The 244-nt window shown below is 42.6% G+C and carries 1 protein-coding gene; it reads left to right on the forward strand.

What is annotated here, in order from left to right:
* Positions 1 to 244: phosphoenolpyruvate carboxylase (locus tag AAEZ03_RS28550; protein WP_350583340.1), on the forward strand; the 244-nt coding region annotated here is incomplete at both ends.

A 244-nucleotide genomic window follows, 5' to 3' on the forward strand; every position in this document is an offset into this window, starting at 1 on the left:
TGCTTACACCAATCCGCAAGAATTGTTAGAAGATTTACGCATCATTCGGAAAAGTGTCAATACTCACGATACGGCACATGGCGAAGGCTTATTACTTGATATGATTCGTTTGGTCAAAACCTGTGGTTTTCATTTGGCAGCGCTCGATATTCGTCAAGAGTCCTCTTATCATAGCGAGGTGATAGCCGATATTTTTGCCAATGCCTCTAATCTGCCAGACTATCAAACATTGGGTGAAACCGAG

The organism is Pseudomonas sp. HY2-MNA-CIBAN-0224 (assembly GCF_040310285.1).
Classification (GTDB): domain Bacteria; phylum Pseudomonadota; class Gammaproteobacteria; order Pseudomonadales; family Pseudomonadaceae; genus Aquipseudomonas; species Aquipseudomonas helleri.